General features: G+C 41.3%; 28 protein-coding genes. 14 read left to right on the top strand and 14 right to left on the bottom strand.

The window, feature by feature from the left end:
• Positions 1 to 49: 49 nt before the first annotated feature.
• Positions 50 to 295, bottom strand: coding sequence for a YheU family protein (locus PISS_RS15120; RefSeq protein WP_008114225.1), 246 nt, complete (start codon positions 293 to 295; stop codon positions 50 to 52).
• Entirely contained in the window at positions 292 to 1,284 is a 993-nt protein-coding gene (locus PISS_RS15115) for a hydrolase (RefSeq protein ID WP_013466176.1), read from the bottom strand. The genes PISS_RS15120 and PISS_RS15115 overlap by 4 nt, the downstream gene beginning before the upstream one ends.
• Before the next feature lie 588 nt (positions 1,285 to 1,872).
• Here PISS_RS15115 and PISS_RS15110 point away from each other — a divergent pair.
• Both PISS_RS15110 and PISS_RS15105 read left to right on the top strand, forming a co-directional pair.
• Positions 1,873 to 2,373, top strand: coding sequence for a hypothetical protein (locus PISS_RS15110; protein ID WP_013466172.1), 501 nt, complete (start codon positions 1,873 to 1,875; stop codon positions 2,371 to 2,373).
• Positions 2,366 to 2,599, top strand: coding sequence for a helix-turn-helix transcriptional regulator (locus PISS_RS15105; protein ID WP_013466171.1), 234 nt, complete (start codon positions 2,366 to 2,368; stop codon positions 2,597 to 2,599). Before PISS_RS15110 ends, PISS_RS15105 begins: the two co-directional genes overlap by 8 nt.
• 77 nt (positions 2,600 to 2,676) lie before the next feature.
• Here the strand turns inward: PISS_RS15105 and PISS_RS15100 are convergent, their stop codons facing one another.
• Positions 2,677 to 3,093, bottom strand: coding sequence for a TIGR02444 family protein (locus PISS_RS15100; RefSeq protein WP_013466170.1), 417 nt, complete (start codon positions 3,091 to 3,093; stop codon positions 2,677 to 2,679).
• The gene (locus PISS_RS15095) at positions 3,080 to 4,999 is read right to left on the bottom strand and encodes an ATP-binding cassette domain-containing protein (RefSeq protein ID WP_013466169.1); all 1,920 of its coding nucleotides are present in this window, start codon (positions 4,997 to 4,999) and stop codon (positions 3,080 to 3,082) included. Before PISS_RS15095 ends, PISS_RS15100 begins: the two co-directional genes overlap by 14 nt.
• A 132-nt stretch (positions 5,000 to 5,131) precedes the next feature.
• On the opposite strand from PISS_RS15095, the gene PISS_RS15090 reads away from it, so the two are divergent.
• Positions 5,132 to 5,335, top strand: a complete 204-nt coding sequence (locus PISS_RS15090) for a YheV family putative zinc ribbon protein (protein ID WP_008114218.1) — start codon at positions 5,132 to 5,134, stop codon at positions 5,333 to 5,335.
• An 11-nt stretch (positions 5,336 to 5,346) separates the two neighbouring features.
• Here the strand turns inward: PISS_RS15090 and PISS_RS15085 are convergent, their stop codons facing one another.
• The gene (locus tag PISS_RS15085) at positions 5,347 to 5,562 is read right to left on the bottom strand and encodes a SlyX family protein (protein WP_013466167.1); all 216 of its coding nucleotides are present in this window, start codon (positions 5,560 to 5,562) and stop codon (positions 5,347 to 5,349) included.
• The gene (locus PISS_RS15080; protein WP_058155353.1) at positions 5,549 to 6,547 is read right to left on the bottom strand and encodes a WD40 repeat domain-containing protein; all 999 of its coding nucleotides are present in this window, start codon (positions 6,545 to 6,547) and stop codon (positions 5,549 to 5,551) included. The genes PISS_RS15085 and PISS_RS15080 overlap by 14 nt, the downstream gene beginning before the upstream one ends.
• A 195-nt stretch (positions 6,548 to 6,742) precedes the next feature.
• On the opposite strand from PISS_RS15080, the gene fkpA reads away from it, so the two are divergent.
• On the top strand, positions 6,743 to 7,495 hold the full coding sequence (gene fkpA / locus PISS_RS15075; protein WP_013466165.1) for an FKBP-type peptidyl-prolyl cis-trans isomerase: 753 nt from the start codon (positions 6,743 to 6,745) through the stop codon (positions 7,493 to 7,495).
• Between the two features lie 59 nt (positions 7,496 to 7,554).
• Here the strand turns inward: fkpA and PISS_RS15070 are convergent, their stop codons facing one another.
• Positions 7,555 to 8,025, bottom strand: a complete 471-nt coding sequence (locus PISS_RS15070) for an Rsd/AlgQ family anti-sigma factor (protein ID WP_013466164.1) — start codon at positions 8,023 to 8,025, stop codon at positions 7,555 to 7,557.
• 507 nt (positions 8,026 to 8,532) lie between these two features.
• Between PISS_RS15070 and hemE the strand changes: the two genes are divergently transcribed.
• A complete protein-coding gene (hemE, locus tag PISS_RS15065) occupies positions 8,533 to 9,597 on the top strand; it encodes a uroporphyrinogen decarboxylase (protein ID WP_013466162.1) in 1,065 nt (354 codons plus the stop codon).
• 73 nt (positions 9,598 to 9,670) lie between these two features.
• On the opposite strand, the gene sthA is transcribed toward hemE, so the two are convergent.
• Together sthA and PISS_RS15055 are read right to left on the bottom strand one after the other, a co-directional pair.
• Positions 9,671 to 11,101, bottom strand: coding sequence for a Si-specific NAD(P)(+) transhydrogenase (gene sthA, locus PISS_RS15060; protein WP_016900074.1), 1,431 nt, complete (start codon positions 11,099 to 11,101; stop codon positions 9,671 to 9,673).
• Positions 11,102 to 11,114: 13 nt separating this feature from the next.
• Positions 11,115 to 12,248 carry an acyl-CoA desaturase gene (locus PISS_RS15055; RefSeq protein WP_024602170.1) on the bottom strand — a complete coding sequence of 378 codons (1,134 nt, stop codon included), beginning with the start codon at positions 12,246 to 12,248 and terminating at the stop codon, positions 11,115 to 11,117.
• A 130-nt stretch (positions 12,249 to 12,378) separates the two neighbouring features.
• Between PISS_RS15055 and fabR the strand changes: the two genes are divergently transcribed.
• The 5 genes from fabR (at position 12,379) to leuD (ending at position 18,072) form a co-directional block, all read left to right on the top strand.
• Positions 12,379 to 12,996: an HTH-type transcriptional repressor FabR gene (gene fabR, locus PISS_RS15050; protein ID WP_013466159.1), complete on the top strand. Its 618-nt coding sequence runs from the start codon at positions 12,379 to 12,381 to the stop codon at positions 12,994 to 12,996.
• Positions 12,997 to 13,389: 393 nt separating this feature from the next.
• Entirely contained in the window at positions 13,390 to 14,943 is a 1,554-nt protein-coding gene (gene leuA / locus PISS_RS15045) for a 2-isopropylmalate synthase (protein WP_013466157.1), read from the top strand.
• On the top strand, positions 14,940 to 16,016 hold the full coding sequence (gene leuB, locus PISS_RS15040) for a 3-isopropylmalate dehydrogenase (protein WP_013466156.1): 1,077 nt from the start codon (positions 14,940 to 14,942) through the stop codon (positions 16,014 to 16,016). The genes leuA and leuB overlap by 4 nt, the downstream gene beginning before the upstream one ends.
• A 56-nt stretch (positions 16,017 to 16,072) precedes the next feature.
• Positions 16,073 to 17,473: a 3-isopropylmalate dehydratase large subunit gene (gene leuC, locus PISS_RS15035; RefSeq protein WP_008465616.1), complete on the top strand. Its 1,401-nt coding sequence runs from the start codon at positions 16,073 to 16,075 to the stop codon at positions 17,471 to 17,473.
• Positions 17,473 to 18,072 carry a 3-isopropylmalate dehydratase small subunit gene (gene leuD, locus PISS_RS15030; protein WP_013466155.1) on the top strand — a complete coding sequence of 200 codons (600 nt, stop codon included), beginning with the start codon at positions 17,473 to 17,475 and terminating at the stop codon, positions 18,070 to 18,072. The genes leuC and leuD overlap by 1 nt, the downstream gene beginning before the upstream one ends.
• A gap of 51 nt (positions 18,073 to 18,123) precedes the next feature.
• On the opposite strand, the gene PISS_RS15025 is transcribed toward leuD, so the two are convergent.
• Positions 18,124 to 18,417, bottom strand: a complete 294-nt coding sequence (locus PISS_RS15025) for a hypothetical protein (protein ID WP_013466154.1) — start codon at positions 18,415 to 18,417, stop codon at positions 18,124 to 18,126.
• Between the two features lie 385 nt (positions 18,418 to 18,802).
• On the opposite strand from PISS_RS15025, the gene PISS_RS15020 reads away from it, so the two are divergent.
• Entirely contained in the window at positions 18,803 to 19,399 is a 597-nt protein-coding gene (locus PISS_RS15020) for a hypothetical protein (RefSeq protein ID WP_058155352.1), read from the top strand.
• A 74-nt stretch (positions 19,400 to 19,473) separates the two neighbouring features.
• On the opposite strand, the gene PISS_RS15015 is transcribed toward PISS_RS15020, so the two are convergent.
• A complete protein-coding gene (locus PISS_RS15015) occupies positions 19,474 to 19,854 on the bottom strand; it encodes a hypothetical protein (protein ID WP_013466152.1) in 381 nt (126 codons plus the stop codon).
• A 95-nt stretch (positions 19,855 to 19,949) separates the two neighbouring features.
• Between PISS_RS15015 and PISS_RS15010 the strand changes: the two genes are divergently transcribed.
• Complete coding sequence (locus PISS_RS15010; protein WP_013466151.1) at positions 19,950 to 20,393, top strand: tellurite resistance TerB family protein; 444 nt, start codon at positions 19,950 to 19,952, stop codon at positions 20,391 to 20,393.
• 7 nt (positions 20,394 to 20,400) lie between these two features.
• Here PISS_RS15010 and PISS_RS15005 read toward each other — a convergent pair whose 3' ends face one another.
• Positions 20,401 to 20,967: an NADPH-dependent FMN reductase gene (locus tag PISS_RS15005; protein ID WP_013466150.1), complete on the bottom strand. Its 567-nt coding sequence runs from the start codon at positions 20,965 to 20,967 to the stop codon at positions 20,401 to 20,403.
• Positions 20,968 to 21,083: 116 nt separating this feature from the next.
• On the opposite strand from PISS_RS15005, the gene PISS_RS15000 reads away from it, so the two are divergent.
• Complete coding sequence (locus PISS_RS15000; protein WP_013466149.1) at positions 21,084 to 21,980, top strand: LysR family transcriptional regulator; 897 nt, start codon at positions 21,084 to 21,086, stop codon at positions 21,978 to 21,980.
• A 5-nt stretch (positions 21,981 to 21,985) separates the two neighbouring features.
• Here PISS_RS15000 and norR read toward each other — a convergent pair whose 3' ends face one another.
• The gene (norR, locus tag PISS_RS14995) at positions 21,986 to 23,551 is read right to left on the bottom strand and encodes a nitric oxide reductase transcriptional regulator NorR (protein ID WP_058155539.1); all 1,566 of its coding nucleotides are present in this window, start codon (positions 23,549 to 23,551) and stop codon (positions 21,986 to 21,988) included.
• A 165-nt stretch (positions 23,552 to 23,716) separates the two neighbouring features.
• On the opposite strand from norR, the gene hmpA reads away from it, so the two are divergent.
• On the top strand, positions 23,717 to 24,898 hold the full coding sequence (gene hmpA, locus PISS_RS14990; protein WP_058155351.1) for an NO-inducible flavohemoprotein: 1,182 nt from the start codon (positions 23,717 to 23,719) through the stop codon (positions 24,896 to 24,898).
• Positions 24,899 to 24,937: 39 nt separating this feature from the next.
• Here the strand turns inward: hmpA and PISS_RS14985 are convergent, their stop codons facing one another.
• A complete protein-coding gene (locus tag PISS_RS14985; RefSeq protein ID WP_013466146.1) occupies positions 24,938 to 25,591 on the bottom strand; it encodes an endonuclease in 654 nt (217 codons plus the stop codon).
• Between the last annotated feature and the right edge of the window lie 229 nt (positions 25,592 to 25,820).

The following is a 25,820-nucleotide window of genomic DNA, read 5'->3' as shown; positions in this document are numbered from 1 at the left end:
CTTTAAGTTAAAAAAGCCATTGTCTATTTTTACGCCGTGTCTGACAAGTTTACTCGTCGAATTGCGCTTCACTTTGTAGTGCTTTGAATTCACTTTTAGAAATTATGGTGACCGACTCATGTAGCTCAGAGAAAAATACCATAGCTTCGCCGCTTTTTAATTGCTGATTTACTTGCGCTACTTTACTTTCAATACTGAACTCTTGTTCGCCATAGTCAGTGCCTTCGCGCAAAACGTAGCTTTCAATTAGGTTGTACAGTGTGTCTTTATCAAGTTGTTCAAAAGGAATAATCATAGCCACTCTTTATCGGTGTTATTAAATACACATTGCTTAAAATAATCAGGCACGACTTGCTCTAACCAAAACACGGGTTTAAATGGGTTGTTACCGCTAATAAAACCTACGTGGCCGCCCTTCTCTGAGATACGCAGCGTAACATGCTCACTCACATTCTGACTACTTGGAACTGCTTTAATCGACAGCATAGGGTCGTCTTTGGCATGAATAATTAGTGTGGGTGTCGCAATATCTTTTAAATACGGCATGGCACTGGCTTTTTTGTAGTAGTCGTGCGCATTTTCAAAGCCATGTAGCGGTGCTGTAAGCTGGTTATCGAACTCTAATAAATCGTCAATTTCCATTAACTGATCGGTGGTGATCGGTATTTGCTGTTTAATTTGTGGTAGTTTGCGTTGCATCGACTTTTTCATCCGATCGAGCAAATATTTTTGGTAAATTTTACCTAAGCTTTTACGAATAACATCACTAGATGATGACAAATCATAGGGCGCAGATATCACGGCGGCTGCACTAAGCGGGCAGTGAATGTGTTCTTCCCCTAAGTATTTAGCCAGCACATTACCACCCAATGAAAAGCCAACCGCCACAATCGGGCGCTTTGGAAATTGCTGTTTTAAATGGTTTATAAAAAAAGCTAAATCGGCAGTGTCGCCACTATGGTAGGCTCTTGGCAGGCGATTGACTTCGGTTGAGCAGTTTCTAAAGTGCATTAGCACCACTGCAAACCCTTGCTTTTTTAATGCTTTCATCATGCCTTTGGCATAAAAACTATTTATGTTGCCTTCAAGTCCATGAAGTACCACTGCGAGCGGCGCCGTTTCGTTATGCGGGAGTGACCAAGCAAGCTCAATAAAGTCACCATCGGGTGTATCAAGTTGCGCAAGTTCGTAGCGAGTATGGTGAAAAGGGCGAAAAAAACGCGGCATTATGGTTTGAACGTGTCGGTTGGTCATCCACCATGCGGGTTTGAACTTAGGGATCATGTCTGTACTACGCACTTTGCAATAAACGAAGCGCTAGTGTAGCAAATTTTTTATATTTAAAAATAAAAAGCGCCTAATCAGTAAACTAATAAGGCGCTTTGTGCGTCGTGCTTAATGCTGTTCTTTAATATCTGCATCGTGTACTTTTTTCATGAAAAAATACACAAAGAAGAGGCATAAACTAATAACGACGCCTAAAAATCCAAATGATAAAAATAGTACTGGGTCGCTAAAAAAATCTCTAAAGAATACGTCCATAATGGCCTCCTGATGTCTATGGGTTAATCATAGGCTGGCTTGGCAGGGCTTGATATGATCCAGATCAAGCTATTTAAAAGATTATAAAATGGGCAATGCAGATGTTGATTTTGATCAATAAAGTTAAGTCGATTTTGCACTTTTTAGTAAATTATCTGCGATTTTTTAATCACTTTTATAATAAAGATGGTCAGCAAAGTTCAGCTTTGAATAACCGTTGCTTTGTTTTAGGTTAAATAAAATAAACCTAGTGTTAAATATATTTGACATGGCTAAAGAGTGAACTTATAGTTTTAAAGTCAAAAATATTTTACTTGGGGTTAGCTTTATATGACTCGTTCAGAGCACTTTAAAGAATTTTTACAAAGCATAAGTTTTAGAGAACTGACGCTGAGTATCGATTTACTAGTAAGCGTGTACATATCTTACTTTTATGTAAACAGCCTAATGAATGCGAGTACGCAGCAGCTTAGTTCTGTTTCTTGGTTATCTGGTTTATTGCTACAGGTGTTAATTTATTCTGTGATACTTATAGTATTGAGCTATTTATTACTTTCATTTATCAGTGATAATGAATTAAATCAGCCACCTGATGTGAGAGAAAAGCAAATAAATTTAGTGGGTTATAAATATAAGGCCATAATATTACAGACGGGAATTTGTGTTGCTATTGTTCAGTATCAAATTGAAGCTAATAACTGGGGCCCAGCCATTGAATATAATATTCCATACTTACCAATGCACGTCATGGTAGGTGCTTTTTTGATTGCCGAAATAGTCAACTATATAGCGCAGCTTTATAAAGGTAGAACGGGTAATATTTATGAGTGAGTATGTAATAACTAACTCTATTCGAACATTACGCTTTTTACGCGATGAAATGACGCAAAAGCAATTAGCAGATGCTATTGGTGTAACTCGGCAAACGGTAATGGCAATTGAGGCAAATAAATATTCACCCTCTCTAGAAGTGGCTTTTAAAATTTCTATAGTTTTTAACTTGCCATTAGAAGAGGTGTTTCAATACAAAGCCAAAGATATGCAGCTTGGTTTATAAAACAAACCAAAGTAACCACGTATATTACGAGCTAATATTCATAATATAAGTGATATGATGAAAATAATGGTGAAAAATCATGCCAAATATTTATCGCTGTTATTGGGCGTTGAACAGGCTGTTAAATCCATACTATTAACTACATCAATCAATATTATTTGTTGCTGCTTTTCTAACTTCAACTCGGCGCCGAGAAGTGCTTTTCGAATTGCGGCGTAATCGGTAATCTCGGTTTGAATTGTTTTTAAATAGGCGCGGGTAGTACGTAGAGGCTTTAATACCTGCTGCTCAAATTCACTAATAGATTGTTCAAGCTTGCTCAGCTGTGTTTGGTTAATAGCTAGATTGAGAGAATCTAAGTAATACAGCAACAAGCATAGGTTGACGTTTTTACCTTGCAGGTTTTGGTAATCTAACAGGCGCGCTTGCATGCCATCTTCGCTATAAAGCTGACATGCAAACTGCCAAAAATCGTTGCTGTTAAGCAAGTTCATCGGCGAATGCCTGTTCTTTTTGTTCCATCTCTTCAAGGGCCATTAATAACTCTTCTTCAACATTATTAAGCTTAGGCGTAAGTGTGGCTTGCTTGGTAATTAGCTCTTTGAGCTTAGCTTTATTTTCATCGTTATAAAGTGTGTTATCGCCGAGCGCCTCTTCAACGTCAGCTAATTCTGCAGCAAATTTATCCAATTGTTTTTCAAGCTTTTCAATTTGCTTTTTAAGCGGTTGAATCGCTTTTCTAAACTCGGCCTCTAAGCGCTTTTGCTCTTTTCGGTTTACTTGTGAGTGGGCTTTTGGCTCGTCATCGGTGTCGCTTTTAGCGGCTTCTTTATTAGCATTAAGCAGCCACTGATAATACGCGTCTAGGTCGTAACCAAACTGAGTAACTTCGCCGTTATCAACTAAGTAAAATTCATCAGCGGTGTTTTTAAGCATGTGGCGATCATGCGATACCGTGACCATAGCGCCTTCAAAGCCTTGTAATGCCATAACCAATGCGTGGCGCATTTCTAAATCAAGGTGGTTGGTTGGCTCATCGAGTAACAGTAAGTTTGGCTTTTGATAGACTAACATAGCTAGCACTAAGCGCGCTTTTTCGCCGCCTGAAAAAGGGGCAACAGGGTCGAGTGCTTTATCGCCTACAAAGGCAAAGCCGCCTAAAAAGTCACGCAGTGATTGTTCGCTGGCTTTAGGGTTTAAACGTTGCAGGTGAGTGACGGCACTGGCTTTTAAATCAAGTGATTCCAATTGATGCTGCGCAAAGTAGCCAATGTTTAACCCCTGATGCTGAAACACTTCACCTGCTTGAGGTTGTAAGTCACCAGAGAGCAGCTTAATAAGTGTTGATTTACCTGCGCCATTTCTACCAAGTAGTGCAATACGGCTGCCTGGCACTAAGTTCAGCTTAATACTGTTTAAAATGGTCACATCGCCATAACCAGCTTTTGCTTTGTCGAGCGTCATTAGCGGGTTAGGCAGAGCGGTTGGCTCGGCAAATTCAAAATCAAATGGCGAGTCAGCATGTGCAGGGGCAAGTTTTTCCATGCGTTCTAGCGCTTTAACGCGGCTTTGTGCCTGTTTGGCTTTACTGGCTTTAGCTTTAAAACGAGTAATAAATTGCTCTAAGTGGGCAATTTGATCTTGTTGTTTTTCAAACATGGCTTGCTGCTGTAATAAACGCTCAGCTTTTTGGCGTTCAAACTGCGAGTAATTGCCTTTATATACATTGATAAGTTGTTTATCTATATGCCAAATTTGATCAACCACCGCATCTAAAAACTCTCGATCATGAGATATCAGTACCAGTGTACCAGTGTATGCACGTAAAAAACGCTCAAGCCAATACACAGCATCTAAATCAAGGTGGTTTGTAGGCTCATCCAGTAACAGCAAGTCGGCATCGCGAATAAGCGCTTGGGCTAAGTTTAAACGCATACGCCAACCACCCGAAAATGCACTTACCGGATTTTCTATTTGGTTATTAGCAAACCCTAAACCATGTAATAGCTCTCCTGCCTTGGCTTCTATGCTATAGCCTTTAATATTTTCTAGCTGAATATGCACTTTAGCTTGAGTGTCGCCATCATTGGTTTGCTCAGCTTCACGCAAAGCAATTCGTAGCGCATAATATTCAGGGTGGCCTTGCAGTACGTAATCTATAGCGCTTATTTCAAGGGCGGGGGTTTCTTGTTTTACTGAGGCCAGTGACCAATCTTTAGGAATACTGCAATTACCGCCATCTAATGAAAGCTCAGACTTTAATAAACTAAATAGCGTTGACTTACCACAGCCATTAGCACCAACAAGGCCTACTTTGTGCTCTGGAAATAATGTAGCCGATGCATTTTTTAATAAAGCTTTGCCACCGCGAAGCAGTTCTATTTCTGAGATTTGGATCATAAATACGTTACTTTACTGTGCCTTGATTGAATTGCAGCCATTATAACACGGATCTTATTAGCTATATCAATCGTATCAAGTAGGCAAATATTGCGATAAAATAACGTCAGTTAAAATGGTAGGAAAAACGAAGTGAAACATAAAAAACGATTTATTGCTGGAGCAACGTGTCCTGAGTGTAAAACCATGGATATGTTAATGCTCTACAAAGAGCATGACGTAGAAAAAGTTGAATGTATGCAGTGTGGTCATAAAATGGCTCAACCAGAGCAGGCTGTGCAGGCATCAACACGCCAATTTGAACAGATCATTGGCGTGTTTAATCCAGGCGACTAAACCTAAACAGTTTAGTAATGCGGTGGCGGAGGCTCCGGCATATTCGACATCATAGGTTGCGATGCTTGTGACTCTTTAAGTTTTTCAGCCAGCAATTCGGTTTGGCGCTTTATTTTTGCCAACTGTTGCTGGTGAACTTTTATTTCATCATTCAAAATTTCAATTGTTTCGTCTTGAAAAGCCACTTTAGCCTCAAGTTCCATTAGCCGATGTTCAATTGTGTTCATTTGGTTCTCGTATAATAAAGCGCTCAGCGATTCCGCTCGAGCTTTCAGTTAACAATGATTTACCGTTATCTGTAAATGCCACATCAAGTACCACTGCCGATTTGGGCTTACTGCCTTCTCGCGGAGTGACTTGCCATGTTTGAATTTTTTCACCGCTGGTTAGCTGCCATAAATCAACCCGTTTATTGGGTGAACCGGTTGCTAATAAAGTGCCTTGATCGTTAAAGCGCACTGCGGTAAAAATTTTCTGACGCGCAATATACTTTAGTTTACTAACAAGGTCACCTGTAGTCAGCTTCCATACACTTGCTTGTGCCATACTGTCGGCGGTAAAAGCATAGCGCCCTTGAGGATCTAAAGCGACCTGCGTTACTCGGGTTGGGTGATTAAAGCGATGAACTACTTGCCCACTTTGAGTATCCCATAAGTAGGCAACATAATCGTTAGAGCCGCTTAGTGCATAGCGCCCGTTGGGTGATAGGTCAACGGTATTTACTTTTTCTTGATGGCCTAAAAATTCAATGCGCCTACCTGTGTTAAGGTTTATAAATACCACAACGCCATCGCTGCGCCCGTAAACAACACTTTGGCCTTGGTTGCTAATGGCAATATCGCGAATGCTGGCTTTTTGTATTTTATAAAAGCCTTTATTTTTGCCGGTGGCAATATCCCAGACCGCAAAGGTGGTTTTTTCGGCGGTAACAGCCACGCTATTATCAAAAGCAATGGCTACGGCATAAACTAAGCTATCTTCAGCCTGCTGTTGAAACCATTGGTATTTAAGCGCTTGCTGTTGATTATCCCAAAGGGCGACCCCATGATGGATAGAAGACACTAAGCTGTATTGACCATCGTGCGATAACGCAGATGAAAAGGCGCCCTGTGCAGTGTGCTCAAAACTGGCCACTGCTTGTTGTTTTTCATCACTACATGCAATTGTTAATAAACAGCAAGTGGCGACTAAAAAAGTACGAAATAACGACATATTACAGGTATTTCCTCTTAACTCTTAGTGACTGAGAGGTTAGACTAGGTCTCGTTAAACGCCTAGGTTGTTTGTCTAATCACTGGATATGTTTTTAGTTTAGCTATTAAACAAGCAGCCTACCATGTAGGCCGTTAATCTTTAACTAGTAATATTACAATAAATGGCAACTGCAAAGTGTGTCGGAGATTTAAAATGAGAAAGACGATTAAATTGTCATTGATTGCAGCGTCAGTTTTAGCGCTTACAGCTTGTAATCAAGAAGCAAAAAAAGAGCAAGCAGACGTTAAGCTAGATACTGTAGCACAGCAACAAGCGTACGGTATTGGTGCATCTGTGGGTAACTTTTTAAATAAAGACCTAGCGGATAAAAAAGAAATTGGTATTGAATTAGACCAAGCTTTATTAATGCGAGGCTTTGAAGATGCACTTGCGGGTAATGCAAAAATTGACGAAGAGAAAATTCGTGAAGTACTAACAGCATTAGACGAATCAGTGCGTACTAAACAAGAAGAAAAAGCAAAAGTAGAGTCTGAAAAAAGCAAAGCTGAAGGTGAAAAATACCTAGCTGATAACGCTAAAAAAGAAGGCGTGATGGTTACTGAGTCTGGTTTACAGTACGAAGTAATGAGCGAAGGCGAAGGCGCAAAACCAGTAGCAACTGATGTGGTTAAAGTACATTATAAAGGCACATTGTTAGACGGTACTGAGTTCGATAGCTCTTACTCACGTAACGAGCCGACAACGTTCCCACTAAACCGTGTAATTCCTGGTTGGACTGAAGGTTTACAACTTATGCCTGTAGGGTCTAAGTACAAATTTACTATTCCTTCAGACCTTGCTTACGGCGATCGTGACTTAGGTAAAATTCCTGCTAATTCAACACTCATTTTTGAAGTTGAATTATTAGAAATTCAAAATGATGCAGCAGCTGCCGCTGCAGAATAAGCGTTATAGATAATAAAAAAGGGACCTTAGGTCCCTTTTTTATTACGTTGAATAACTAATTAGTCAGTGTGATTAGAAAATAAGTTATCAATCAGCTCATCTTCAAGTGCAAAGCGCGCTTCGAGTGCTTCACCCATTACTGAAAGATCGTTATCAAAGCCTTCTAGTAAATCTTCAGCGTCTACCTCAGCGTACTTATCGTTGAAATCCAGAGCGATGTCAGTGGTATCTGAAATACGTGGGTATATCGTATTAGCGAGTTGCTGGCTTTCTAGGCCTTTCTTTTCGCAGGCTTTAGCAATATCGTCGTACACTTCAAAGTGGCCGGCAGATAAATAATCCATTAAAATTTGGCAAAATGCCTGAATTTGTGATGGTTCAGGCAAAGACTGATCTTTTTTCTCATAAGGTGAAAAGCCTGCAATTTTACAGTAAAGCACAATCAACTCTTGGCGTTCGTTTAACCAATTATCGATGACCGTATGGCTACCCCCCCACTTTTGTTGAGCTTTTTCTACACGCTTCAGCATAATTCTTCTCCTAAGCTGGGTTGGATTTTTTAAATTAAAAATAAAACTTATGTTATCCAAGATATATTTAATTGGCGTGTATATCAACAAGTAAAATAGATGTAATACCAGAGGGAATTTTGTTTAAGGGTATAAGTTGTAAGTAATTTATTCCAGGCAAGAAAAAACCACCTATTACGGTGGTTTAATTTCTTTATTAGACTTGTTTAAACAAGCATTCTTATTTTTATTAGAGATTTTTATTATTTTTATATTAACAATTTTTGTTATTGTTTTGTTAACGCGGGAGATACAATATCAAGCTTTTTTAGATGTTGCAAATAGTTTAATGAAAAGTTTTTATTATTAACGTTTGTTTGGTTGTTTTATGTACAAAGCAACATGAAAATTAAAAATTACTTGATCTAGCGCTACTCTGTAGCGATTTAATCGCTTAGCGATAGAGGGGGCGTGAATATGGTGGTACAATCTTGCACAATTTCTAAAAGCCCTAGGACTCTATACGCTATGAGCGAATTAAAAAACGACCGTTATTTACGTGCCCTTGCCAAGCAACCTGTTGATGTCACGCCGGTATGGATGATGCGTCAAGCAGGACGTTATTTACCTGAATACCGTGCTACACGTGCACAAGCGGGCGATTTTATGAGCCTGTGTAGAAATGCTGAGTTAGCCTGTGAAGTAACATTACAGCCTTTGCGCCGTTACCCATTAGATGCAGCTATTTTGTTTAGTGATATTTTAACTATTCCCGATGCAATGGGATTAGGCTTGTACTTCGAAACCGGCGAAGGCCCTAAGTTTGAACGCCCAATTTCGTCACTAGCTGATGTTAAAAAAATTCCTAAACTCGATCCTACCGATGAGCTTGGCTATGTAATGAACGCAGTGAGCACTATTCGTCGTGAACTTAAAGGCGAAGTGCCATTAATTGGTTTTTCTGGTTCGCCTTGGACACTTGCAACTTACATGGTTGAAGGTGGTAGCAGTAAAGTATTTGGTAAAATCAAAAAAATGGCGTTTGCTGAGCCACAAACACTGCATTTATTACTCGATAAACTAGCTGATTCGGTGATAGATTACTTAAACGCGCAAGTTAAAGCGGGTGCGCAATCGCTAATGGTATTTGACTCATGGGGCGGTGTACTAAGCCCGCGTGATTACAATGAGTTTTCATTGCAATACATGCATAAAATTGTTGATGGCTTAATTCGTGAATACGATGGCCGTAAAGTACCGGTTACTTTATTTACCAAAAATGGTGGTCAGTGGATTGAAGCGATTGCCGCAACGGGCTGTGACGCAGTAGGTTTAGATTGGACTATTAACATTGGTGATGCTAAACGTCGTGTTGGCGATAAAGTAGCACTGCAAGGTAATATGGACCCATCAATGCTTCATGGTACGCCTGATCGTATTCGCCAAGAGGTTGGTACTATTTTAGAAGACTTTGGTACTGGCAATGGCCATGTATTTAATTTAGGCCACGGTATTACACCAGATGTTGACCCAGAAAATGCCGGTGTATTCATTAACGCCGTGCATGAATTAAGTGCGCAATATCATAAATAGTTTCTAAATAACGATGAGTTATTAAAAAAGCCCGCTTGATTCAAGCGGGCTTTTTGTTACCTAGTGCTTAATATTACTTAAACAAGCGATTTAAGCCATTTAACGCCGCAACTCGGTAGGCTTCTGCCATCGTTGGGTAGTTAAACGTGGTATTTACAAAGTAGTCGATGGTGTTGCCACCATTTTTTTGTTCCATAATAGCTTGGCCAATATGCACAATTTCAGAGGCACGCTCACCAAAGCAGTGCACGCCGAGTACTTCTTTGGTTTCTGTATGAAATAATATTTTTAAACTGCCCACATCGGTGCCTGCAATTTGCGCGCGGGCTAAATGTTTAAATTGCGCACGTCCCACTTCATACGGTACTTTTGCAGCAGTTAATTGCTGCTCTGTTTTACCCACAGAACTCATTTCAGGAATAGTATAAATACCGGCTGGAATATCAATAATCAGCTTTTCATCACAATTACCACACGCGATGGCATCTGCGGCAATTCGACCTTGATCAAAGGCAGCACTAGCAAGGCTTGGATAGCCAATAACATCACCTACCGCGTATACATTGTCTACTTCTGTTTGGTAGGTTTCGTTTACTTTTATCTGTCCGCGGCTATCTGCTTTTAAGCCAATGGCCTCTAAATTAAGGGTATCAGTGTTACCGGTTCGGCCATTGGCAAATAAAATACAGTCAGCTTTAACACGTTTGCCCGATTTTAAATGCATAACAACGCAGTCATCACGGGTTTCAATGCGATCAAATTCTTCGTTATGACGAATTACAATACCGCTATTCCAAAAGTGATAGCTTAATGCATCAGATATTTCAGCATCCATGAACGCCAATAAGCGATCGCGAGTATTGACTAAATCAACCTTGGCACCTAGCCCTTTAAAGATAGACGCATATTCACAACCAATTACACCCGCGCCGTATATAAGTACGCGATGAGGGTCGTGTTCAAGGCCTAAAATAGTGTCACTTTCGTAAATTCGTGAGTGGGTGAAATCAACCCCTGGTGGGCGATAAGGTCGTGAGCCTGTGGCAATGACAATCGTTTGTGCAGTAAGGCGCTCAGTAGAACCGTCATTACGTCTAATTTCAATAGTGTGCTTATCAACAAAGCTAGCGTCGCCTTGAAACATATGAATGCGGTTACGATCGTAAAAACTGCTGCGTAAGTTTGACTGCTTTGAAATTACCGAACTGGCATGGCGTAAAATATCAGGAAAGGTAAGTCTTACCGGACGCTCGCCTACGTTAAATAAAGGATTTGCTTTGTATTCAATGTAGCGACTAACAGAATGACGAAGTGCCTTTGAAGGAATGGTTCCCCAATGTACACAGCCACCACCCACGGCTGTTTGGCGTTCAATAACCGCTACTTTTTTGTTACTTTTAGAGAGGTTCATAGCGGTCCCTTCACCGCCAGGACCCGTGCCAATAATGATTGCATCATATTGGTATGTCACGGGTACTTTTTTCTTTTCTGGTTGTTTGGCCACAGCCACTCCTATTTTAACTAAAAGAGGCTTTTAATAACCTCGCATTAAGTGCTAGCCATGCCTGTTTTTGTGTTTCCCAGGCGGCCTCAAGCTCGTGATATTGTGCCATTAATGCCGACTTTTCACACTGCTTTGCCATATTATTTTTTTTAGCTTCCAACACTTGTTTTTGTAATGAGCAATAATTTTGCAGTTTTTTAAGCAACAAATCGTACTCTTGTTGTAATAATGTAAGCTTATCTTGCGCTAAAGGCAATTTTGCGAGGCGACCTTGTGTTTTGCTCATCAAGGTTTCTGCTTTAGCTTTTTCTATGCGCTCAACCGGTGTGCGCTTTAATTTACTCGCTAAACCAAGTGCAGCTAACGAGCGGATCATCCATTTAGTTGGGTCGTAATGAAACCACTTAATGCCGTTGCGGTAATCGCTCGCAAAAATATGATGAAAGTTATGATAACCCTCGCCATAAGTAAATAAGGCTAAAAAGCCGTTATCGCGTGCGGTATTTTTTTCTGTGTAAGGGCGAGAACCCCAAATGTGCGCAACAGAGTTAATAAAAAAGGTAAAATGCTGGCTCAGTACTAAACGAAGTAGTCCCGCTAGTAATAACATGCCCCACACATCACCTAACATTAAACCTAATACCAGTGGCAAACCAACATTCATGGCAACTACCAGCTTTAAGTAATGTTTATGTTGCCACATCACTATTTTATTGCGTTGTAGGTCGCGGCAATTGCTGTAATCACCGTAGCTATCGCCTTGGTAGTCGCGCAGCATCCAGCCTATGTGACTATACCAAAAGCCGTTGGTAGCGGCATAAGGGTCTTTTACAGGGTCATCAACTTGACCGTGGTGAATACGATGATCGCTGCTCCAATGCAGCGCACTGTTTTGCAAAGCAAACGCGCCGCCTAAGGCAAAAATAAATTCAACGACCGGGTGTGCGTTGTAGGTTTTGTGCGCCCATAAACGATGGTAACCCGCAGTGATCGATAATCCAGCAAAAAACATGCAAGCTACAAAAGCAGCCCATTGTGTGCCTGTAAAGCCATAGTTAAACCCATACCAAGGTACAAGTGTAACAGCAGCCAAAAACGTCAGGCTAAAGAACAGGACGTTGGTCCATATAAGTGGTGGTTTTTTCATCTTTCTCATTTCTCAGCGTACAACTGTACGCTAAAATAATATTTCAATCTGCTGCCGTCAAGTATTAGACTGTACTATTAGCTATTTTTTTAATTAAAAATTTATTACAAATTCATTCAGGGAGCTGTTGATGTCGGGCGTTAGAGCACAACAGAAACAAAAAACACGACAAGCATTAATAGAAGCTGCTTTTAATCAGCTTAGTGCTGATCATAGCTTTTCAAATTTGAGCTTGCGTGAAGTAGCGCGCGAAGCGGGTATTGCGCCCACCTCTTTTTACCGTCACTTTAAAGATATGAACGAGCTAGGTTTAACCATGGTTGATGAAGCGGGTTTAACGCTGCGTCAGCTGATGCGTCAAGCTCGTAGGCGAATAGCCAGTGGCGGCAGTGTAATAAATACGTCTGTGGTTACTTTTATGGAGTTTATTGATAACTCTAGTAATCAATTTAGGTTATTGCTGCGTGAGCGCTCGGGTACCTCAAAAGCATTTAGAGCGGCAGTAGCACGTGAAGTGAAACACTTTATTTTAGAGCTTGCTCATTATTTAGAAAGTGAAACGCCCTGTGATGCGATTCATGCGTATATTCAGGCAGAGGCTATGGTTACGTTGGTATTTAATGCTGGCGCCGAAGCGCTAGATATTGAAGGTCAGCAACGCGATGAATTAATTGAGCGAGTTATTTGGCAGTTACGCTATATTACTCGTGGTGCGTCAAATTACGTACGCGCAGAAAAGAAAGAGTAAATATTAAAAAAAGTTAAAATAAGCACTGTACTTTACGGTGCTTGTTAATTTAAACGCCACGCCCTCCAAGGTTGAATTCTTTATCTCTTTTTTATCTATTTATTGAATTTAAAATCCCTTAAAAGTCTTGTGTAATTATTTTTATGGCATTTTTATGCTTGCACCTACTGCGCTGCAATGATAAAAATAAGCCTCATTGGACACACACAAGAAAACAAATGCAAACTAATCGTTTAATTACACTAAAACTAAACCTCTTACTGCTGTGGCAAGTGAGCGGGGATTAGTGTGTTTGCATTGAGCTAAACAACAAAACCCCGCAATTGCGGGGTTTTTTTTATCTCGCTGCAGGGATAAATCGAAATTTGGGTAACACAGGAATGAGGGGCAGTTATGCAAGAGCAAGATAAAGTATGGATTTTTGATACCACCTTACGCGATGGCGAACAGGCACTTAAAGCAAGCCTGACTGAAGATGATAAAATTCAACTAGCGCATACCATTAGCCGCTTAAATGTGGATGTCATGGAAGTGGGCTTTCCGGTTTCGAGCCCCGCTGACTTTCGCTCAGTGCAGCGAATTGCCACTGAAGTAAAAGGCCCTATTATTTGTGGCTTAGCACGCTCGGTTGCCAAAGATATTGAAGCCTGTGGCGAGGCACTTCGCAGTGCACAGCAAAGCCGTATTCACACTTTTATTGCAACCAGCCCTTTACACCTTGAGCATAAACTACGTATGAGCTTAGATGATGCAACCGCGATGGCGGTTAAATCAATCAAGCTTGCCCGTAATTACACTGATGATGTGGAATTTTCATGTGAAGACGCAGGACGTACACCACATTGGGATTTATGCAAAATTGTTGAGCAAGCTATTAATGCCGGTGCATCCACGATTAACTTGCCAGATACCGTCGGTTTTGTAACGCCAGATGAATACGCAGCAATGATCCGTCATTTAATGAACAACGTGCCAAATATTGATAAAGCCCGTTTAAGTGTGCATTGCCATAACGACTTAGGCTTAGCCGTTGCTAACTCTGTTGCTGCCGTTCAAGCCGGTGCGCGCCAAATCGAATGCACCATTAATGGTATAGGGGAGCGCGCGGGTAATTGTTCACTTGAAGAAGTGGCGATGATCATGAAAATGCGCAAAGACCATTTAAACGTATATACCGATATAAAAAGCGAAGAAATTTACCGCGCCTCTCGCCAAGTAGCCAAAATTTGTAATATGCCGGTACAGCCAAATAAAGCGATTGTTGGCGAAAATGCGTTTGCCCACAGTTCAGGTATTCACCAAGATGGTGTCTTAAAAGCGCAAAATACCTATGAAATTATGTCACCTGAAAGTGTGGGTGTGCCAAGTAATCAATTAAATATGACCTCGCGTTCAGGGCGTCATGTTATAGAGCATCGCTTAGAAGAGTTAGGTTATCAAAAATCTGATTACGACATGGATAGCTTATACCAAAGTTTCGTTGCGTTAGCTGACCAAAAAGGCACAGTATATGACTACGACCTAGAAGCAATGATTTACTTTAATCAAATCAGCGACAAAGATGAAAAATATCAATTAGAGTTTGTTCACTCTACGTCGAACTCTCAATCGGTAGCCAGCTCAACGATAGGTTTGTTGATTGATGGCGAAGCAAAACAAGAAGCGGCCACAGGTAATGGCCCGGTAGAAGCCTCATTTGCAGCCATTGAGCGCTTAACTGGTATGAGCGTTGAAATGATTGAATACAATTTAGAGGCCACCGGCCAAGGTGCAAGCTCATTAGGACAAGTGAATATTATTGCTAAATATGATGGCCGTCCTTATCACGGTGCCGGTATTGCGGCCGATGTGGTCGAAGCCTCTGTTCGCGCTATGGTTCGGGTTTATAACTTAATTTATCGAGCACAAAAAGTGTCTGATTTAAAACAACAAAGGAAAGCAGGATGAGTAAAACACATTACAGCGTTGCCGTATTAGCGGGCGACGGTATTGGCCCAGAAGTTATGGCAGCTGCAGAGCAAGTGCTTGATGCAGTAAGTGATAAGTTTGGCTTTACTCTGAACCGTGAACACCATGCTATTGGTGGTGCTGCCATTGATGAATTTGGCAAAGCACTTCCTGATACGACCTTAAAAGCGTGTGAAAACGCCGATGCTATTTTATTTGGTTCAGTAGGTGGTCCTAAGTGGGAACATTTACCACCGAATGACCAACCAGAGCGCGCGTCATTGTTACCACTGCGAAAGCACTTTGGTTTGTTTTGTAACTTACGCCCTGCTCAATTGTTACCCGCATTAAGCGCTGCATCACCACTACGTGCGGATATTAGCGAAAAAGGCTTTGATATTTTATGTGTGCGCGAGCTAACGGGTGGTATTTATTTTGGTGAGAAAGGTCGCAGTGGCGAAGGGGCAGAAGAAACTGCATTTGATACGCAAACTTATTCACGTAAAGAGATAGAGCGTATTGCACGTTTTGCTTTTGAGGCAGCTAAGTTGCGCAGCAATCATGTGACCTCGGTTGATAAAGCCAATGTTTTAGCATCAAGCGTTTTATGGCGCGAAGTGGTAACCGAAGTGAGTAAAGACTTTCCAGAAGTGAGCTTAGATTACATTTATGTAGATAACGCAGCGATGCAGCTGGTTAAACAACCTAGCCAGTTTGATGTATTACTTTGCGATAATTTATTTGGTGATATTTTATCGGACGAGTGCGCCATGATCACCGGTTCAATGGGTCTATTACCCTCCGCTAGCTTAAATCAATCAGGCTTTGGCTTGTATGAACCCGCGGGTGGTTCAGCGCCTGATATCGCCGGAAAAGGGGTGGCAAACCCAATCGCACAAATTTTAAGTGCCGCCTTAATGCTACGTTACTCATTAGGCCAAGACGAAGCGGCTCGCACCATTGAAAAAGCAGTCGCAGAGGCGGTTGAAGCCGGTGTGGGAACGCCAGATATTTATCCGCAGGGCGGCTATACCACCACCGATGTAGCAGCGGCCATCGTTTCACGCATTTAATTATTAAAGCCACAGCACCGTCAGGCTGTGGCTCAATCAGATCAGGGAGTTAGCAAGTGGCCCAAACCTTATACAATAAAATTTGGCAAGCACATACCGTTGCCAGCATTAATGAGCAAACCGATTTACTTTATATTGACCGTCATTTAGTACACGAAGTGACGTCACCACAAGCATTTGCAGGCTTACGTGAAAAAAATCGTAAAGTGCGCTGTCCAGAAAAAACCATTGCCACCATGGATCATAATGTTTCAACTAAAAGTCGTTCACTGGATGCAGCCAGCGAAGTCTCTAAAAATCAATTAATGGCACTGGATGCAAACTGTAAAGAGTTTGGCATTTTGCTGTACGACTTAAATTCAGTAAACCAAGGCATAGTGCATGTTATTGGCCCTGAGCAGGGGATTACTTTACCAGGTACCACTATAGTCTGCGGCGATAGTCATACTTCAACGCATGGTGCGTTTGGTGCCTTGGCACATGGTATTGGTACCTCAGAGGTTGAGCATGTATTAGCTACGCAAACACTACAGCAAAAAAAGGCGAAGTCGTTAAAAATTCAAATTAACGGTGTATTACGCCCTACAGTAACAGCTAAAGATTTAATTATGGCGGTTATTGGTAAGCTAGGCACTGCTGGTGGCACTGGCTATGTGGCTGAATTTTGTGGTGAAGGCATAGAAGCTCTATCAATGGAAGCCCGTATGACATTGTGTAACATGAGCATTGAAATGGGTGCCAAGGCAGGTTTAATTGCCCCAGATAAAATCACTTACGAGTACTTAAAAGGCCGCCCGTTTGCACCCAAAGGTGCTGATTTTGATGCCGCTGTTGCCTACTGGGAAACTTTAAAAACGGATGATGGTGCTCATTTTGATTTAGAAGTAGAGTTAGATGCAGGCAGTATTCAACCGCAAGTTACTTGGGGGACTAATCCAGAGCAAGTGATTGGCGTTGATGAATGTATTCCAGATCCAGATAAAGAAACCGATTTAATTAAAGCCGATGCAATTCGCAGTGCGCTTAAATACATGGGCTTAAAAGCGGGCGATAAACTATCAAGCGCCAAAGTAGACACGGTATTTATTGGCTCATGCACCAACAGCCGCATTGAAGATTTACGCGCTGCAGCAAAAATTGTTGAAGGTAAACAGGTTTTAGCTGGTATTGAAGCGCTGATTGTTCCAGGCTCAGGCTTAGTTAAGCAGCAAGCTGAAGATGAAGGCTTAGCCGATATTTTTAAAGCTGCAGGGTTTGAGTGGCGCGAGCCGGGTTGTTCGATGTGTTTAGCTATGAACGATGACCGTTTAGGAGCTGGTAAACGCTGTGCTTCCACCTCGAATCGTAATTTTGAAGGTCGCCAAGGGCGCGGCGGACGTACACACTTAGTGAGCCCTGCAATGGCGGCAGCAGCTGCAATACATGGTCACTTTGTTGATATTAGAGGAGAAGCTTAATGAGCATCTATTTTAGCGGCTTAATGGCCCCACTTGATAAAAACAACGTCGATACCGACCAAATTATTCCTAAGCAGTTTTTAACCTCAACAAGCCGTGATGGTTTTGATGCAGCACTGTTTTACGATTGGCGTTATTTAGATAATGGCGAGCCAAATCCTGAATTTATTTTAAATCGTCCTTGTTACCAAGGTGCGCAAATATTATTAACCCGCGATAATTTTGGCTGTGGCTCATCACGCGAGCACGCACCATGGGCATTAAAGCAATATGGGTTTGAAGTGATTTTAGCTGAAAGCTTTGCTGATATTTTCTTTAATAACTGTGGTAACAATCAAATGCTTGCCATTGCATTGCCAGCGCAAACGCTGGAAGAGTTATTTGTGTTAAGTGAGCAGCACGACGATATTCACATTGATGTGGATCTTGAAAACCAAGTGCTTACCAGCAATAAGTTTGCGCCAATTCGCTTTGATATTCGCAAAGACGTAAAAGAGCGTTTATTAAGTGGCTTAGATTTTATTGGTGTAACCGAAACCCTCAATCCGCAAATTGATGCGTTTGAAAAGCAGTTAGCCGCAGAAAGACCGTGGCAGTAACCTTTTACATATGAAACTGGAGCGCAACTTAGGTTGCGCTTTTTTAATCGCTTATATTAAAAAACCACGCAATAAGCTTGCTAATGTAATCATTGCCATTAGTAATAAATTGAGAGTTTTAAATTTCTGGTAGCGGACTACCTTTGGGTCGTTGATAGTCGAAAAAAAACCATCTTTAAATGACTCAGCAAGATTGGCATAGGGTGTCCCATCTAATGAATTTTGTGATAATTTTTTCCATTGTTCTGGGTGCTGCTCAGCAAGGTGTTGATATATGTGCAGAGTGTAGCGATTTTGAATAATTAATAGTAATACGATGATTATTAAGCCGATATATTTTTCCATTTTAATATGTGCTCCACGCTAAAACTGGCTTTACGTTTATACCAATCCGCAATAATACTCAATCATTTTGCGGGGCTAAACGTGTCGCTATCTGTGTTAAAAAATTCTCATTTAGAACAACTAAATAGCGAATTTCTTGCCTAGCTATCAACCCGTTTTTCCTGCCTCAAAATAGACCGCTTAATTAAGCGAGTTGGTATTAGTTATTTCTCCTTTATCAAACAACGATATTTAATTTCTCATTTTCTTTCAAGCGATATTTTTTTACCAATTAATTAAAGCAAAGCTCCATTGTTCTGTTAATTTTTATTGCTGTTCATCGTGATTATTTTCTTTGTGTTTGCTTAAACGCTAAGCTGATTTTTTACATGTTTAGGGACACATTATGAAATTATTAACAGCTGCAGCGTTTATGCTGGCATCAACCGCTGCATTAGCTCGCCCAGCACCTTTAGTATCAATTCCAAGTCATGATAGCTTTTTCAATAGTATTGCTGCACATTGCGGTAAAGCTTTTGAGGGTAAAGTAACGGTTGATAATGCCACAGGGCCGAGTTCATTTGCCGGTAAAAAATTAGTTATGCATGTGCGTAAGTGTAATGAACGTGAGCTACAAGTGCCGTTTCATGTCGGTGATGATGCTTCACGTACGTGGATTATTACTAAAACAGGTAGTGGTTTGAGCCTAAAGCACGATCATCGCCATAAAGATGGCAGCGATGATGTGTCTACTATGTATGGCGGTCATACTGTGGATGCGGGTTTTGCTAATTTGCAGTCATTCCCTGCAGATCAGTATTCAAAAGAGTTATTTGTTAGCCAAGGCATACCGCAATCGGTAGGCAATACATGGCAAATGTATATTTACCCTGAACAGTTCACTTATCGACTTATTCGCCAAGGTCGCGAATTCCGTGTTGATTTTGATTTAACTAAACCTATCACACCACCGGCTGCGCCGTGGGGATATGGCGTTAACTAACTTAGTTCAGGTTAACTACAGTAAAACCACAGGCTATTTTAATACTCAGTGGTTTTACTGAAAATAACGAGGTGTTATTTTTTTGAGGTTTTTTCTGCAGGCATTTCACACTGCACAAATACACTGAGCGGTGGCTGATAAGCACGCGGTTTAGTTGGAAAGCGTTGGTACTCCTGCACGCCCTCAGTCACTTTTAACATAAAAGGATTATCGTGACATAAACGATTTGCGTGGCGCAACAAAAACACACTTTGGTTTCTAAAATGTGGGTAGTCGTCAGACTGTATTTCTAAGTGGTAATTGTTAGTGTCTATTTGAGTTTGCTTATAATGCACCTTTTCATCAAAATCATAAAGTCGCTGCATTTCACTTTGCTCTGCCGACACACTCAAACACCCTGTTAATAAACACCAGCTAATAATTCCATGTATGTAATGATTGGCTTTTATACTCATAAACCTTTAACTCCATCTTGATTTTGGGTAGTGTGATCAGCATATCTATTAAACCCGTTATGATATAAGTCTAACACCCAAAAAGGGGAAATGTGATGTTCAAGCAAATTAAACAGCTTTTTTCGAGTATTGATCAGCAAGATTATGATATTGAACAACATGATTTAAAAACAGCGGTTGCCGCATTATTAATTGAGGTAATGCGAGCGGATAACGATTTACAGGCTGATGAGCAACATACGCTAAGTCTAACATTAAAAAAATATTTTGATTTAACGGATGAAGCAGTAGATGAGTTAACCGAGCAAGCAAGTGCAAGCTTAGATGACGCCATTGATTATTTTCAATTTTCTAAGCAAATTAACAATCAATGTAGTGCACAGCAACGCATTGATATAGTTGAATTACTTTGGCGTTTAGCGTACTCCGATGGAGAACTTGATCCACAAGAAGAATACGTTATTCGTCGTGTTGCTAATTTATTGTATGTTACCCATGAAGACTTTATTGCTGCAAAGCTTGCAGCAACAAAGTTATAGTGGCTGCTTATTTAAGCTTACTTGCTACGCTAACTAACTGCTGTGCAAGACCAGCCACTTTTTCAGCGGTAGCGGGGTCGCTAATTCGACCGTTGTCATCTAATAAAGTATGAATAGCCGGTACTGCCAGTTGGTTCGCTAATACTAAGCTGCCAATGCCTGATAATATATCACGCACATGATTTAAGCCCCGTAAACCGCCCAACCCACCTGGTGAGGCTGCATATAACGCGGTTACTTTATTTGCAAATGCAGGCTCTGCGCCTTGTTCGGTGCGCGATGCCCAATCAATAGCATTTTTTAACACGGCGGTAATAGAGCCATTATATTCTGGGCTGGCCAGCAAAATGCCATCGGCTGCGCGAAGTTTGTCTTTAAGTTGTTGTACACCGGCTGGTGTGCCTTGTGCCTCGAGATCTTCATCAAACATAGGAATGGCTAAGTCTGCGAGTTTAATCACTTCTACTTCAGCGCCACTTTCTAAAGCAAAGCGTGCCGCTTCGTTAATGAGTTTTTGATGAAAGCTATCTTTACGTAAGCTACCTGCTAGGGCAATAATTTTTGGTGTTGTCATGAGCTGCTCCTGATAATGAGTTTGTATAATGTGACTTTAACAAATAATCACTTGCAGAAAAGCCAAATAAACGCAAAACTTGTGTGCGTATATGCACAGATTAAAGAGTAGTTATCATGGCAATTCAATTTAATGATTGGCAAGACCTGAAGGTTGCTTACGAGGTAGCGCGCTTAGGTACTTTAACTGCCGCTGCCGAAGTGTTAGATGTTCACCATAGTACGGTGCTCAGGCGAATAAATAACTTAGAAAAAAGCTTAAATGCGCGACTATTTCATCGCCATGCTCGCGGCTACAAAGTCACAGAAATTGGCGCTAAGTTATTTACCACAGCACAAGCGATTAATGGTGAACTAGAGCGCCTACATAATGACATTATTGCTGCAGATAGCACCTTGCAAGGTAGCTTGTTACTCACCACAGTTAGTGGCTTTATTGATGTATTAAGTGAGGTGTGTGAGCAGTTTCAAACCTTGCATCCGCAAGTGCAATTACAAGTGATTATGGATCAAAAACGCTTACGTTTAGATCATGGCCAAGCACATATCGCAGTAAGAGCTGGACCCAGACCGGATGAGGGTGATTATATTGCTCAGCATTTAGCGGCGCTCTCGTCAGGATTTTATGCATCAAAGCATTACATTAGCCGTTATGGGTTGCCACAAACATTAGCGCAACTATCGCTGCATAGCTTTGTGTCAGGTGTAGCAGGGTATAATGCCAAAGTGCCTTACTTTGCATGGGTTGATGAAAATATTCCCCCGTCGCAAGTTAAGCTAAGAGTGTCAGAAACCTCAGAAGCGACCCGCGCCATAGTAAAAGGACTCGGTATTGGCGGATTACAGCATGATGTTGCAGCGCAATACTCTGATTTAGTCCCTGTACTGCCTAATGAACTGAGTTGGCCAACCGATTTGTGGCTGGTTACGCATCATTTAGTGCATCGAACGGCAAAAGTTCAAGCGTTTAGTCAGCTATTAAAAAATTATTTTAGGCAGCGAAAGTTAAGTTAAAAAGGCTACAACGATTTTTTTATTGAAACACCTAAGCGCTTGGCTAGCCGCGTTAAGTTAGCGCGGTCGACCTGTAAACTACGCGCTGTGCTTGCCCAGTTATAATTATGTTGTTTAAGTTGCTGTATTATAAGTTGCTGAGTATAGGTATCTGTGGCTTGCTTTAACGAAATGTTGTTTGCTAAAGGTGGGATTACAAGCTGGTTTGAGTGTTCAAGAGCTAAGGTGTTAACAGCGCTTAAATTTAGCTCACAATGCGCAGGTTCAATAGTAATAATTGGTTGCTGCCACTGATGTTGTTTAGCCTTTAATGCAGCCCGATTAATCACATGCTCAAGCTCCCTCACATTGCCTGGCCAGTCATATTTTTTAAGCAGCAGTTGCGTTTCAATACTGAGTTTTAGCTGTTTAATAGCGAGCTTGCGGGCTGTTTTTTCTGCAAAATAACCAGCTAATAAAATAACATCTTCATCACGGGCTTTCAATGGAGCGACTGTGAGTGGATAAACACTTAATCGATGGTACAAATCGGCGCGAAACCGTCCTTGTGTTACTTCGTGTTTTAGGTCGCGATTGGTTGCTGCAATCACTCTAACATCGACATATTTAAGTTCATCTTCGCCAACGGTTTGTACTTCGCCACTTTGCAGTACGCGTAATAATTTACTTTGCATAGCCAGAGGCAGCTCGCCGATTTCATCTAAAAATAAGGTGCCGCCATCGGCTAACTGAAATTTACCTTGGCGAGCATTTTGCGCACCCGTAAAAGCGCCTTTTGCATGGCCAAAAAATTCACTTTCTGCGAGGTTTTCAGGCAGTGATGCACAATTTAAATGAATTAATGGCTGATCTTTACGTGCGGAGTGTAAGTGAATATTACGTGCCACCAACTCTTTGCCGACCCCAGTATCACCTAAAATAAGGACACTAAAGTTTGATGCCGCAACCAGTTTTATCTCATTTTTAAGCGTTTGTATTGCAGAGCTTTGGCCAATAATTTCACCACCATCACGTTTGAGCGCCTCACGGTTTAACGCTTGTACTAATTCACTAGAGTGCTGCGCATGTTGTTTGTAATGGGCAAGCTCTAGGGCTGTTTTAAAGTGCGCACTGCACAAGGTTTGTAAGGTGTTGAGTGTATCAGTGGTAATACCGTCAAACGCATTGGCGTTAAGGCTATCAAAGGTCAGAATGCCAAGTAGTGCGTCTTTATCATAAAGGGGTAACCCTAAGCAGGCATGCACTGGAATATCACCGGTTTTAGCCAGTAGTAGCCCGTCGTATGGATCAGGTAGTGGACAGTCATGTGCAAATTGCAGAGCCAAACGACTACTGCAGATGGCTTTAAGGCGAGGATGCTCCGCAATATCAAAACGTCGTCCTAGGCTATCGGGCATAAGCCCTTTAATGGCTAAGGGTTTTAATTGCTCACCTTGGCAAATTAATAATGCACTGGCATCGCTGGGAATAACACGTTCAACCGTGGCTAAAAGTTGCTCAAAACTGTGAGCATGTAACGTACTTTGCGCAAGTTCTAATGCAACTTGCGTCAGGTTGAATTGTTGGTTCATGTCAAAATGACCTGTTAGTGTATTTTTACAGGTTTTATAGTAGGTCATAAAGACCCATCTTGTAAAGCGAGTTAATTTAACCTTTTGAATATTATAGGTTTAATTAGTTGGCACACTCTGTGTAATGCTAAATGCAAGCAGTTAGTTATTACATAGGAAATAAACATGTTATCCGATAAAACCATACAAATAGTTAAAAGCACGGTGCCATTGCTTGCAGAGGCAGGTACGGTCGTAACCGATCATTTTTACAAGCGCATGTTTAGTCATAATCCCGAGCTTAAACATATTTTTAATATGACTAATCAAGAAACGGGTCGTCAGCAATTTGCATTATTTAATGCGTTGGCTGCGTACGCGCAAAATATTGATAATTTAGCCGTGTTAAAAGAGGCGCTAGCGCGAATTAATCATAAGCATACCAGCTTAAATATTTTACCTGAGCATTATCCTATTGTGGGCGCACATTTAATCGGTACGTTAAAAGAGCTTATTCCTGAGCAGTTTACTGCCGATGTTGAATATGCGTGGCGCGAGGCCTACGGTGTACTTGCTGATATTTGTATTACCGAAGAAGCGGCATTGTATGCGCACAGTAAAAACAACCATGGTGGCTGGGCAGGCACGCGCCAGTTTGAAATTACTGATAAACATGTTGAATCTGAATTCGTAACTAGTTTTACGCTGACACCTGTGGATGGTAAAGCAGTTATTACCTACAAGCCAGGACAGTACATTGGCATTAAAGTTAAGCCTGAGGGCGCAGAATATGAAGAGATCCGCCAGTATTCTATTTCGCAAAAGAGCAATGCTAAAAACTATCGTATTAGCGTTAAAAAAGAGTGCCAACCAAAGCCTGGCGTGGTGTCTAATTATTTACACTCACTAGAGCAAGGCGCACGAGTAGAGTTATACCCGCCAGCGGGAGACTTCATTTTAAAAAATGAGGTAACTCCAGTGGTACTTATTTCAGCAGGCGTTGGCCAAACCCCGATGATGGCGATGCTGCAAACGCTACTTAGTGGTGATAAAAATCAAGCGATTAGTTATTTGCACGCGTGTGAAAACAGCCGCGAATTTTCATTTAAAGGGTATTTAGCGCAGCAAACGGCAATGCATCCACAGCTAAAAACATTTACTTGGTTTAATCAAGGTGGCGAGGAGTGTGATTTCACTGGGCTAATGGATTTAACGGTGCTTGAGGCATCATTACCTATTAGCGAAGGGGCATTTTATTTGTGTGGACCAGCATCATTTATGGCTTACGTAAAAGGCCAGCTACTTGATTTAGGTGTGCAAAGCTCAAACATTCACTACGAAATATTTGGACCACACCAAGCGTTATAGGTTAATTAAAAGCGTGTGTTACACGCTTTTAATTTAAACTTACAGCTTTTTACTATTTGTGTTAGCAGCATAAGCTTGTTGTTGCCAAGCATTAAATAGCTTTTGTTGTTTAGCTGAAATTTTTAAACCATACGTTTTTTGCATGTAAGCGTACGCATCGGCAATGCGTTTACGTGCATGAACAGGCGGTTCAACAACACGTTGTTTAAAATTAACTTTAACCTCACAGCGACCATATTGCGTCGCGTTTTGGGCTAACATGCCAAAGCGGTAGTTTGAGCGATCGGCGTTAATTTCACCAATTGCAGGGGCTAAATTGTTTATATCGGCTTCCATCATGCGAAACTTAGCGCTAACTTTGCGGCAGTTTTTACGCCCACCATCTTGCCAACATTGTAACTGGTGACCAAATTCCCATGCAGGGACAATATGTTCCCATTCAATTCGCAGGGCACGTTGATTTACTTTGCCTGAGCGGGTTAGTGTGTTGCGAGGCACGTAGCCACAATGGGTAGGGTCGGGTACCAACTTTTTGCCTTGTTTTTTTATATCGCAACCACAATAAATACTTTTAGCGTTTTCGGGAAGGGTATTAATTAAGTGCTTTTTGGCACTCGAAAACCGCGTAAATTGTTCGCCCATTGCTGAAAAACAAGCACAGCAAGCCAACAAAGCTAAAATAAACCGAATCATATCCATCACATACGTGAACTACAGGAGCGGCTAGTTTAAGGCCTAGAATAAAAAAGTAAACTGCCGCCGGCATGCTTTAATTTTAATTTGCGTATTTTGTAGAGGGCGTTTTTGAGGAGTAAATAGTGGGCAATATTCAGAGGCTAACGCTAAAAATGCGTTAATGAGGTGATTCCTGCGTTGTTGATTTGGTATAACGGTAAAACTGCGTTAAAGTTTGCAATGAAAT

Origin of the sequence: Pseudoalteromonas issachenkonii, from assembly GCF_002310795.1 — a bacterium.
In the GTDB taxonomy this organism is placed as follows: Bacteria; Pseudomonadota; Gammaproteobacteria; order Enterobacterales; family Alteromonadaceae; genus Pseudoalteromonas; species Pseudoalteromonas tetraodonis.
The sequence above is the reverse complement of the archived record's forward strand: the minus strand, read 5'-3'. Positions and strand labels throughout refer to the sequence as shown.

Excerpts from the sequence above, each read along its gene's own strand:
- PISS_RS15120 (WP_008114225.1), bottom strand. The coding sequence starts at position 295 with ATGATTATTCCTTTTGAACAACTTGATAAAGACACACTGTACAACCTA.
- PISS_RS15115 (WP_013466176.1), bottom strand. The coding sequence starts at position 1,284 with ATGATCCCTAAGTTCAAACCCGCATGGTGGATGACCAACCGACACGTT.
- PISS_RS15110 (WP_013466172.1), top strand. The coding sequence starts at position 1,873 with ATGACTCGTTCAGAGCACTTTAAAGAATTTTTACAAAGCATAAGTTTT.
- PISS_RS15105 (WP_013466171.1), top strand. The coding sequence starts at position 2,366 with ATGAGTGAGTATGTAATAACTAACTCTATTCGAACATTACGCTTTTTA.
- PISS_RS15100 (WP_013466170.1), bottom strand. The coding sequence starts at position 3,093 with ATGAACTTGCTTAACAGCAACGATTTTTGGCAGTTTGCATGTCAGCTT.
- PISS_RS15095 (WP_013466169.1), bottom strand. The coding sequence starts at position 4,999 with ATGATCCAAATCTCAGAAATAGAACTGCTTCGCGGTGGCAAAGCTTTA.
- PISS_RS15085 (WP_013466167.1), bottom strand. The coding sequence starts at position 5,562 with ATGAACACAATTGAACATCGGCTAATGGAACTTGAGGCTAAAGTGGCT.
- PISS_RS15080 (WP_058155353.1), bottom strand. The coding sequence starts at position 6,547 with ATGTCGTTATTTCGTACTTTTTTAGTCGCCACTTGCTGTTTATTAACA.
- fkpA (WP_013466165.1), top strand. The coding sequence starts at position 6,743 with ATGAGAAAGACGATTAAATTGTCATTGATTGCAGCGTCAGTTTTAGCG.
- PISS_RS15070 (WP_013466164.1), bottom strand. The coding sequence starts at position 8,025 with ATGCTGAAGCGTGTAGAAAAAGCTCAACAAAAGTGGGGGGGTAGCCAT.
- hemE (WP_013466162.1), top strand. The coding sequence starts at position 8,533 with ATGAGCGAATTAAAAAACGACCGTTATTTACGTGCCCTTGCCAAGCAA.
- PISS_RS15055 (WP_024602170.1), bottom strand. The coding sequence starts at position 12,248 with ATGAAAAAACCACCACTTATATGGACCAACGTCCTGTTCTTTAGCCTG.
- fabR (WP_013466159.1), top strand. The coding sequence starts at position 12,379 with ATGTCGGGCGTTAGAGCACAACAGAAACAAAAAACACGACAAGCATTA.
- leuA (WP_013466157.1), top strand. The coding sequence starts at position 13,390 with ATGCAAGAGCAAGATAAAGTATGGATTTTTGATACCACCTTACGCGAT.
- leuB (WP_013466156.1), top strand. The coding sequence starts at position 14,940 with ATGAGTAAAACACATTACAGCGTTGCCGTATTAGCGGGCGACGGTATT.
- leuD (WP_013466155.1), top strand. The coding sequence starts at position 17,473 with ATGAGCATCTATTTTAGCGGCTTAATGGCCCCACTTGATAAAAACAAC.
- PISS_RS15025 (WP_013466154.1), bottom strand. The coding sequence starts at position 18,417 with ATGGAAAAATATATCGGCTTAATAATCATCGTATTACTATTAATTATT.
- PISS_RS15020 (WP_058155352.1), top strand. The coding sequence starts at position 18,803 with ATGAAATTATTAACAGCTGCAGCGTTTATGCTGGCATCAACCGCTGCA.
- PISS_RS15015 (WP_013466152.1), bottom strand. The coding sequence starts at position 19,854 with ATGAGTATAAAAGCCAATCATTACATACATGGAATTATTAGCTGGTGT.
- PISS_RS15010 (WP_013466151.1), top strand. The coding sequence starts at position 19,950 with ATGTTCAAGCAAATTAAACAGCTTTTTTCGAGTATTGATCAGCAAGAT.
- PISS_RS15005 (WP_013466150.1), bottom strand. The coding sequence starts at position 20,967 with ATGACAACACCAAAAATTATTGCCCTAGCAGGTAGCTTACGTAAAGAT.
- PISS_RS15000 (WP_013466149.1), top strand. The coding sequence starts at position 21,084 with ATGGCAATTCAATTTAATGATTGGCAAGACCTGAAGGTTGCTTACGAG.
- norR (WP_058155539.1), bottom strand. The coding sequence starts at position 23,551 with ATGAACCAACAATTCAACCTGACGCAAGTTGCATTAGAACTTGCGCAA.
- hmpA (WP_058155351.1), top strand. The coding sequence starts at position 23,717 with ATGTTATCCGATAAAACCATACAAATAGTTAAAAGCACGGTGCCATTG.
- PISS_RS14985 (WP_013466146.1), bottom strand. The coding sequence starts at position 25,591 with ATGATTCGGTTTATTTTAGCTTTGTTGGCTTGCTGTGCTTGTTTTTCA.